This is a genomic window from Streptomyces jumonjinensis, from assembly GCF_009600885.1.
Lineage (GTDB): Bacteria > Actinomycetota > Actinomycetes > Streptomycetales > Streptomycetaceae > Streptomyces > Streptomyces jumonjinensis.
Genome location: NZ_VCLA01000064.1, coordinates 8,919 through 17,803, shown reverse-complemented (window position 1 = coordinate 17,803; position 8,885 = coordinate 8,919). Strand labels below are relative to the sequence as shown.

The window sequence follows — 8,885 nt, the reverse complement described above, 5'->3', positions numbered from 1 at the left end:
CCACCCCTGCGCGGCCCCCTCCCATGCAGGTCGAAACCGCCCGCCGCCTATCGCGGGTGCCGGGCCGTGCGGCCCCCTCCCGCCCTCGTCGCCACCGGTCGATACGACGCCGCCCAGCCGTTGGGGAGTGCGGGCCCCTCCCATGCGGCTCGGCCGTTCCCGGGTGGCGAGAAGCCCCCGGCCGCACGGGCGGTCGGGGGCCTCGGGGTGGGGCGGGGTCAGGCCGCGTGCTCCTGTTCCCGCTCCACCTGCTCGTTCCATTCGCGCTTCACCGCGCGCCATGCCTCGTCCGACTGGCCCAGCCGCCAGTACCCCGAGATCGACAGCTGCTCACGCGGCACCTGCCGCTCCAGCCGCAGATGGCGCCGCAAGTCCTTCACAAAGCCCGCCTCGCCGTGGACGAAGGCGCACAGCCGCCCCTCCGGGAACTCCAGCTCCCTCACCGCCGCCACCAGCGCCTCGCCCACCGGGCGTCCCGCGCGGTGCAGCCAGCGGACCCCCACGCCGTCCGGGGTGACGATCTTCTGCTCGTCCTCGGCGCCGTCGATCTCCACGAAGGCGTGCACCAGCGCGCCCTGCGGCATGTTCTCCAGTGCGGCGGCGATCGCCGGAAGCGCGCTCTCATCGCCCACCAGCAGATGCCAGTCCGCGGCCGGATCCGGTGCGTAACCCCCGCCGGGGCCCAGGATCCGCAGCGCATCGCCCGGCCGTGCGTGCGCCGCCCACGGCCCCGCGAGACCCTCGTCGCCGTGCACCACGAAGTCGATCGCCATCTCGCGGCGGACGGAGTCCCAGCTCCGCACCGTGTAGGTGCGGTTGGCGGGCCACTGGTCGCGCGGGAACTCGGCGCGGATCCGCTCGATGTCGAACGGCTCCGGATAGTTCACGCCCTCCGGCGTGAACAGCAGCTTCACATAGTGATCGGTATAGCCGTCCAAGGCGAACCCGGCCAGCCCGTCACCGCCGATGACGACGCGCACCATATGCGGGGTGAGCTGCTCGGTGCGGACCACATGAGCCTCATAGGCCGTCGGTGCCTGACGGGCCGGTCGTTCTGCCACGGCGGTCTCCCTGGACTCGTGTATTCGCTTAGGCTTGCCTAAGTTAACATCCCGAGTGCCGTTCCTCGCCGGAGAAATCGGACACCTTACGCCTGGAGCGTGGTCAGCAGCCGCTGGAGGGCGCCGCCGAGACCCCAGCGTGCGGAGAGCTCCGCCAGCGCAGCCGGATCGCGCGGCTCCGAGGGCAGCGCCGGATCGAAGGCGGGCAGCGGTGCGTCCGATGCCACCCGCACCACCTTCGGCGCCACCGCCACATACGCCCTGGCCTCATCCAGCCGCTTGCGCTGCGACGGGGTGAGCCCGGACGCCGGATCGTCCACGGCCGCCATGATCCCGGCCAGATCGCCGAACGCGTCCAGCAGCTTCGCGGCCGTCTTCTCGCCGATGCCGGGCACCCCCGGCAGCCCATCGCTCGGGTCCCCCCGCAGCAGCGCCAGATCCGCGTAGCCCGGGCCGTCCACTCCGTACTTCCCGCGCAGCCATGCCTCGTCCGTCAGCTGGAGGGAGCCCACTCCCTTGAGCGGATACAGCACCCTGCGGCCCCGGGCGTCGTCCACCAGCTGGAACAGATCGCGGTCGCCGGTGACGATGTCCACCGGCCCGGCGGCCCGCGCGGTGAGGGTGCCGATCACGTCGTCCGCCTCATAGCCGTCCGCCCCGACCCGGGCGATCCCGAGCGCTTCCAGCACCTGGGCGATCACCGGGACCTGCGGCGCGAGGGTGTCGGGCGTCTCCTCCTCGTCCGGGCCCGCCTCGGTCTCGGCCGCGACGCGATGCGCTTTGTACGAGGGGATCAGCTCGACCCGCCAGTGCGGTCGCCAGTCGTTGTCCCAGCAGGCCACCAGATCGTCGGGATGGTGGTCCTGCACCAGCCGGGTGATGAACTCCAGCAGCCCGCGCACGGCGTTGACCGGGGTGCCGTCGGGGGCGCGGACCGAGTCGGGGACTCCGAAATAGGCCCGGAAGTAGAGGGAGGCGGTGTCGAGGAGCATCAGGCGTCGCGTCACACCCCGATGATGCCGCACCCCACTGACAGTCACCGGCCGCACGCCGTACCCCCGGCTCTGTGATGTGGATCACTATTGTGTTTGTCCTGTGAAGACGGGGGCAGGCGCGGGCCTGGAGCGACCCCGTTGCGATTTCAACGGCATTTCGGGGTGTGCGGGCCGACCCCGCAGGGCTCCACGGCCCGCCTCAAGGGGGTGGCGGACCGTTTCCGTTCAACGCGTGAGGTGTATGTGTCCAGGCTCCAGGCCGAGCACTTGTACAAAGTGTTCGGCAGACGACCCGAGGAAGCGATCCGCAGGCTGGAAGGGGGCGCGGACCGGGAGGAACTGCGCGCCGACGGCATCACGGCGGCTGTCATCGACGCCTCCTTCACGGTCGAGCCCGGCCAGATCTTCGTCGTCATGGGACTGTCCGGATCGGGCAAGTCCACCCTGCTGCGCATGCTGAACGGGCTGCTCGGCCCGACCTCCGGCCGCGTCCTCTTCGACGGCCAGGACCTCACCGCGCTCAGCCCCGCGGAGCTGCGCGCCGTACGCTCCCGCAAGATCAGCATGGTCTTCCAGCACTTCGCGCTCTTCCCCCACCGCAGCGTGCTGGAGAACGCCGCCTACGGCCTGGAGGTCCAGGGCGTCCCCCGCCCCGAGCGCGAACGGCGTGCCGCCGAGGCGCTCGCCCTCGCGGGGCTCGCCGGCTGGGAGGACTCCTGGCCCGACGAGCTCTCCGGCGGTATGCAGCAGCGCGTCGGCCTCGCCCGCGCGCTCGCCACGGACGCCGATCTGCTGCTGATGGACGAGTCCTTCAGCGCCCTCGACCCGCTGATCCGCCGCGATATGCAGGACCAGCTCCTCCAGCTCCAGAAGACCCTGAAGAAGACCATCGTCTTCATCACCCACGACCTCAACGAGGCCATGCGCCTCGGCGACCGGATCGCGGTGATGCGCGACGGGCGGATCGTCCAGCTCGGCACCGCCGAGGACATCCTGGTCACCCCCGCCACCGACTACGTCGCCTCCTTCACCCAGGACGTGGACCGCACCCGGGTGCTCACCGCGGGCGCGATCATGGCCGATGTCCAGGACGCCCGCGGACCGGGCCGGACGGCGGCGAGCCCCGAGGAGATCCTCGCCGCGGCCCCCGCCCGGGTCACCGCCGACACCCCCATCGCCGAGCTGTTCACCCCCTGCTCCACCAGCACCGCGCCCGTCGCCGTCGTCGACGAGCGGGGCGAGCTCATCGGAGTCGTACCCGGCTCCCGGCTGCTGGCCGTCCTCGGCGAGCCGATGACCCCGCAGCCGCCCGCCGCCGCTGTCCCCGCGCCCAGCGCCCCGCGCACCGCCCCCGAGCGGACCGCGGCCAAGGCGGTGGCCGGTGCCTAGGATCCCCATCGGCGACTGGGTCGACAGCGCCGTCGACTGGCTCCAGCTCCATCTGGCGTGGCTCTTCGACGCCGTCACCTCGGTCGTCACCGGCATGTACGACGGCATCGACGCGGCCCTCTCCGCGCCCGAGCCGCTGCTCTTCGCGGGCGTTCTGGCCGTCGTCGCATGGTGGCTGCGCGGCCTCCTCGCGGGCGTCCTCGCCTTCGCGGGCTTCGCCCTGATCGACTCCGTCCAGCTGTGGGACGACGCCATGTCGACCCTCTCCCTGGTGCTGGTCGCGACCGTCGTCACCCTGGCCATCGCCATCCCGCTCGGCATCTGGGCCTCGCGCTCCAGGACCGTCAGCGCGGTGACCCGGCCCGTCCTGGACTTCATGCAGACCATGCCGGCCATGGTCTATCTCATCCCCGGGATCATCTTCTTCGGCGTCGGCGTGGTCCCCGGCATCATCGCCACCATCGTCTTCTCCCTGCCGCCCGGGGTGCGGATGACCGAGCTGGGCATCCGCCAGGTCGACGAGGAGCTCGTCGAGGCCGCCGAGGCCTTCGGCACCACCCCCCGCAACACCCTGCTGCGGGTCCAGCTCCCGCTCGCCCTCCCCACGATCATGGCCGGGGTCAACCAGGTCATCATGCTCGGCCTCTCCATGGTCGTCATCGCCGGAATGGTCGGCGGCGGCGGACTCGGCGGCGAGGTCTACCGCGCGATCGGCAATGTGGACATCGGGCTCGGCTTCGAGGCGGGCGTCTCCATCGTCATCCTCGCCATGTACCTGGACCGGATGACCGGCGAACTGGGCCGCCAGATCTCCCCGCTCGGCCGCCGCGCCGTCGCCAAGGCCAGGGCCCTGGCCGGCGGGCCGAACCTCTGGAACCACCGTCCCCAGCCCGTGGTCGCCCTGGTGGGCGTCGTCGTCCTCTCGCTGGTCGCGGGCGGCATGGGCGTCTTCGGCGGCTCCAAGCCCACCGGCCCGTCCGGCAAGGGCGAGAAGATCACCATCGGCTATATCCCCTGGGACGAGGGCATCGCCTCCACCTTCCTCTGGAAGGAGGTGCTGGAACGGCGCGGCTACACCGTCGAGACCCAGCAGCTGGAGGCCGGAGCGCTCTACACCGGGCTCGCCGGAGGCCAGATCGACTTCCAGACCGACGGCTGGCTGCCGCTCACCCACGCCCAGTACTGGGAGAAGTACGGCGACGACCTCGAAGACCTCGGCTCCTGGTACGGCCCCACCTCGCTGGAGCTCTCCGTGCCCTCCTATGTGAAGGGCATCGACTCCCTCGACGACCTCAAGGGCGCCTCCGACACCTTCAAGGGCCGCATCATCGGCATCGAGCCGAGCGCCGGGATGATGGGCCTGCTCAAGGACGACGTCCTGAAGGAGTACGGCCTGGAGGGCGAGTACGAGATCGTCGACGGCTCGACGCCCGGCATGCTCGCCGAGCTCAAGCGCGCCTACCAGAAGAAGGAGCCCGTCCTCACCACCCTCTGGTCGCCGCACTGGGCGTACAGCACCTACGACCTGAAGAAGCTCAAGGACCCTGAGGGAGCCTGGGGCGAGGGCGACGGAGTGCACACCATCGCGCGCGAAGGCTTCACGGAGGATCAGCCCGACATCGGGAAGTGGCTGAAGGATTTCAAGATGACCGAAAAGCAGCTCACCAGCCTCGAAGCGGAGATCCAGGAGACCGGCAAGGGCCGGGAGCAGGACGCCGTACGCACCTGGCTGAAGGAGAATCCGCAGGTCGAGAAGGAGATGGCCCCCCAGTAGCCGACCCGCGGGACCATGACGCAGCGGTACGGGGCAGTTCTCGCCAGTAGCGGGACCGCCCCGTACCGATCTCCCCCTCACCGCCCCCGGCGGTCATCACTGTGCGCGCGGCCGGGACCGGAAGCTGCGTATGGTGAGACAGGACCAGGAAGGGGAGCCCGGCGGATGGACGCGAAGGACGGCAAGGACCCGAAGGAGACCGAGCCTCTTCGGGTGGGCGCTGCCGTGCGCAGACGCCGTAGAGCGCTCGATCTGACCCTCGCCGCGGTCGCCGAGCGCAGTGGACTCTCGGTGCCCTTCCTCAGCCAGGTGGAGAATGAGCGGGCCCGCCCCAGCATGCGCTCGCTCCAGCGGGTCGCCGACGCCCTGGAGACCACCACCGGACGGCTGATCGAGGCGTCCGACGCCGCGCGGACCATCGCCGTCGTCCGCGCGGACACGGCGGACACGGACGACGAGCTGCCGTACGCCCCGAGGGCCCGGCGGCTGGTCCGGGGACGGCATCAGCTGGAGGCCCTGGAGTTCACCGGCGAGTACGACACCCGGGGCGAGTTCCAGCACCGCAACGACGAGCTGATGTACGTCGCCGACGGCGCGGTGGAGATCGAGGCCGAGGGGCGGGCCCACCGGCTGGGCCGCGGCGACACCCTCTTCCTGTCCGGCGGCGTACGGCACCGGTGGCGTGCCACCGTGCCCGAGACCCGGATCGTCGTCGTCACCGTCGCCGACCACATCACGACGCCCACGGAGGCCTGAACGCCGGTGCGGGTCGTGTCGCTCGTCCCCTCGCTCACCGAAGCCGTCGCCGTCACCGCCCCCGGGCTGCTCGTCGGCGCCACCGACTGGTGCGTACGCCCCGCCGGGCTCGACGTCGTACGGATCGGGGGCACCAAGAACCCCGATGTCAGCGCCGTGCTCCGGCTCGAACCCGATCTGGTGATCGCCAACGAGGAGGAGAACCGCGGGCCCGATCTCGCCGCGCTCCGGGCGGCGGGTGCACCGGTGATGGTCACCGAGGTGCGGGGGCTGGAGCAGGCCTTCAGCGAGCTGACCCGGGTGCTGGTGGACGGCTGCGGCGCCGCCCGCCCGCGCTGGCTGGACGAGGCGAGGGCGGCCTGGGCCCGGGTCCGGCCCCTGGAGGGTCCCGTACCGGCCGTGGTGCCCATCTGGCGCAGACCCTGGATGGTGCTCGGCCGGGATACCTTCGCGGGCGACCTGCTCGCCCGGCTCGGCGTGCGGAACGTCTGGGCCGGGCACCCGGAGCGTTACCCGAGGATTCCGCTCGGCGAACTGCGCGAGCGCGGCGCGGCCCTGGTGGTGCTGCCCGACGAGCCCTACCGCTTCACCGCCGACGACGGGCCCGAGGCATTCCCCGCGCTGCCCGCCGCACTCGTCAGCGGACGCCATCTGACCTGGTACGGGCCCTCTCTCGGCGAAGCGCCCGCCGTCATCGGCGCGGCCCTGCGAGCAGCGCTCCGCTGAACAGCCCGCGCAGCGTGCGGTACCCGGCCACGGCCCACCCGGTCACCAGCAGGGCGTAGAGCAGGGCCGCGAGCACCGTGAAGGCCGGCAGCCCGGTGTGGTGCGCCAGCCCGGCGGCCCCCGTGACACAGGTGCCCACCGGGAAGGTGAACGCCCACCAGCCCAGGGTGAACGGCATGCCGAGCCGTACCGCCCGTACGGTCATCGCCCCCGCCAGGGTCAGCCACAGCAGCGCGAACCCCGTCACCGGGACGCCGTAGAGCACGGCGAGCGGAGCGAGGAGGTCCGAGTACGGCGTATCGGCGGCGGCGGCGTTGGCGGCGGCCGTCGTCGACTGGCCGAGGGGGCCCAGGACGAGAAAGAGCGAGGGCGTGAGCGCGGGCGGCAGCGGGCCGTGGTGGACCAGCCGGGCGAAGACCAGCGGCAGGATCAGCAGCGTCGCCAGCACCGTGATGCCGAACAGCGCCCCGCACCCCAGCAGCATCGCCTCCCGCCACCGGCCGCCGGACGGCAGCCGGTCGGCGAGCAGCGCGCCCGAGGAGGCGGCGACCATCGGCGCGACCACCGGCAGCAGCCATACGGGCGAGGCGGCGCCGGGGGCCGGACGGTGGCGCACCACCAGCAGCCAGGGGACCGCCACGGCCGCGATGAGCCCGGTGAGCGTCCCCGCGGCGAACAGCGTGAACGCCGTCACCACCGCCGCCCGCTCGCCGATCACCGCCTCGCCTGTGGTCAGGGTGGCGGTGCCCACCGCGAGGAGCGCCATCGGCGGACAGCCGTAGAACGGGGCCACCGCCGGATCCAGCAGATGAGCCCGTGCCTGGTCGCGGTGGTGCAGCCAGTGCGCGGCGCGGGCCGTGAGCACCAGGGTCAGCAGCACCGCGGACACCGCCCACACCGCCGCCAGGGCGGGGCCCGCGCCGGGGACGGGGAGCGCCGCGCCCGCCGTGGCGACGATGGCGGTGCCCATGACGGCCGCGTACCAGTTGGGGCCGGCATCGCGCAGCGCGGGGAGCCGTACGGGGAGGGGTGCGGGAGTGGGTGCTGGTGCGGGGACGGTGCGTACGGCGGTGCTCATGCGCCCACTGTCGGTGCCGGTGACCGCCTCCCACCAGGGATCTTCGGGCTATGGGGTCATAAGCTGGGGTGATGAGCGATGCCGAGCCGCGCGTGCCTCTCGCGCACCGGGTGCCCGATCTGGGCGCGCTGGAGCTGCTGCTCGCGATCGCCCGGCACGGCAGCCTCGGGCGGGCCGCCCGGGAGCTCGGGATCAGCCAGCCCGCCGCCAGCGGGCGGCTGCGGTCCATGGAGCGTCAGCTCGGGGTCGCGCTGGTGGACCGTTCCCCGCGCGGCTCCCGGCTCACCGGCGCGGGGGCGCTGGTCACGGACTGGGCGCGGCGGGTGGTGGAGGCGGCGGAGGCGTTCGACGCGGGGACCCAGGCGCTGCGGGGGCGGCGCGATTCACGGCTGCGGGTGGCCGCCTCTCTGACCATCGCGGAGTATCTGCTGCCCGGCTGGCTGGTCGCGCTGCGCGCCCAGCGGCCGGACACGGCGGTGTCGCTGCTGGCGGGGAACTCGGCGGCGGTGGCACGGTGGCTGTTCGCGGGCGAGGCCGATCTGGGGTTCGTGGAGGGGCTCGCGGTGCCTGAAGGGCTGGACGGGGCGGTGATCGGCCATGACCGGCTGGTGGTGGTGGCGGCTCCCGGGCATTCCTGGACCCGGCGGCGTGCCCCGCTGCCGGCGGCGGAGCTCGCGGCGGCCTCGCTGATTCTGCGGGAGCGGGGGTCGGGGACGCGGCAGGTGCTGGACTCGGCGCTCTCGCGGTGGGGAGGGCTGGGGGAGCCGCTGCTGGAGCTGGCGTCTACGACGGCGGTGAAGGCGGCGGTGGTGAGCGGGGCGGGTCCCGCGGTGCTGAGCGAGCTGGCGGTGGCGGAGGAGTTGGCGGCGCGGCGGCTGCGGGAGGTCCGCGTCGAGGGCGTGTCCCTCGGCCGGGCTCTCCGCGCGGTCTGGCCCCGGGGGCAGACCCCGGCGGGTCCGGCCCGGGAGCTGCTGGGGCTGACCGGTTCACGTCTGTGAGGGGCCGCCGGGGGTGAGGCTTCGGGGCGGGGTGCTTCGGGGCTGTTCCCCGCAGGGTGCGGTGGGGTGCGGTGTGGGCTGGGTGCGGTGAGTCGGGGTCCGGGGGCT

Annotated in this window: 8 protein-coding genes; 5 read left to right on the top strand and 3 right to left on the bottom strand. The window is 72.8% G+C overall.

What is annotated here, in order from left to right:
- Positions 1 to 218: 218 nt before the first annotated feature.
- Together FF041_RS08040 and FF041_RS08035 are read right to left on the bottom strand one after the other, a co-directional pair.
- Positions 219 to 1,061 carry a siderophore-interacting protein gene (locus tag FF041_RS08040; protein WP_323391434.1) on the bottom strand — a complete coding sequence of 281 codons (843 nt, stop codon included), beginning with the start codon at positions 1,059 to 1,061 and terminating at the stop codon, positions 219 to 221.
- Positions 1,062 to 1,147: 86 nt separating this feature from the next.
- Positions 1,148 to 2,053: a 5'-3' exonuclease gene (locus FF041_RS08035; protein WP_153486899.1), complete on the bottom strand. Its 906-nt coding sequence runs from the start codon at positions 2,051 to 2,053 to the stop codon at positions 1,148 to 1,150.
- 246 nt (positions 2,054 to 2,299) lie between these two features.
- Between FF041_RS08035 and FF041_RS08030 the strand changes: the two genes are divergently transcribed.
- The 4 genes from FF041_RS08030 (at position 2,300) to FF041_RS08015 (ending at position 6,701) form a co-directional block, all read left to right on the top strand.
- Positions 2,300 to 3,445, top strand: a complete 1,146-nt coding sequence (locus FF041_RS08030; protein WP_323391433.1) for a quaternary amine ABC transporter ATP-binding protein — start codon at positions 2,300 to 2,302, stop codon at positions 3,443 to 3,445.
- On the top strand, positions 3,438 to 5,219 hold the full coding sequence (locus FF041_RS08025; protein ID WP_323391432.1) for an ABC transporter permease/substrate binding protein: 1,782 nt from the start codon (positions 3,438 to 3,440) through the stop codon (positions 5,217 to 5,219). Before FF041_RS08030 ends, FF041_RS08025 begins: the two co-directional genes overlap by 8 nt.
- A 165-nt stretch (positions 5,220 to 5,384) precedes the next feature.
- A complete protein-coding gene (locus FF041_RS08020; protein WP_153486895.1) occupies positions 5,385 to 5,975 on the top strand; it encodes a helix-turn-helix domain-containing protein in 591 nt (196 codons plus the stop codon).
- Between the two features lie 6 nt (positions 5,976 to 5,981).
- The gene (locus FF041_RS08015; RefSeq protein ID WP_323391431.1) at positions 5,982 to 6,701 is read left to right on the top strand and encodes a helical backbone metal receptor; all 720 of its coding nucleotides are present in this window, start codon (positions 5,982 to 5,984) and stop codon (positions 6,699 to 6,701) included.
- On the opposite strand, the gene FF041_RS08010 is transcribed toward FF041_RS08015, so the two are convergent.
- Complete coding sequence (locus FF041_RS08010; RefSeq protein ID WP_153521655.1) at positions 6,667 to 7,779, bottom strand: TDT family transporter; 1,113 nt, start codon at positions 7,777 to 7,779, stop codon at positions 6,667 to 6,669. The genes FF041_RS08015 and FF041_RS08010 overlap by 35 nt on opposite strands.
- A gap of 71 nt (positions 7,780 to 7,850) precedes the next feature.
- Between FF041_RS08010 and FF041_RS08005 the strand changes: the two genes are divergently transcribed.
- The gene (locus FF041_RS08005) at positions 7,851 to 8,777 is read left to right on the top strand and encodes a LysR family transcriptional regulator (protein WP_153521654.1); all 927 of its coding nucleotides are present in this window, start codon (positions 7,851 to 7,853) and stop codon (positions 8,775 to 8,777) included.
- Positions 8,778 to 8,885 lie beyond the last annotated feature (108 nt).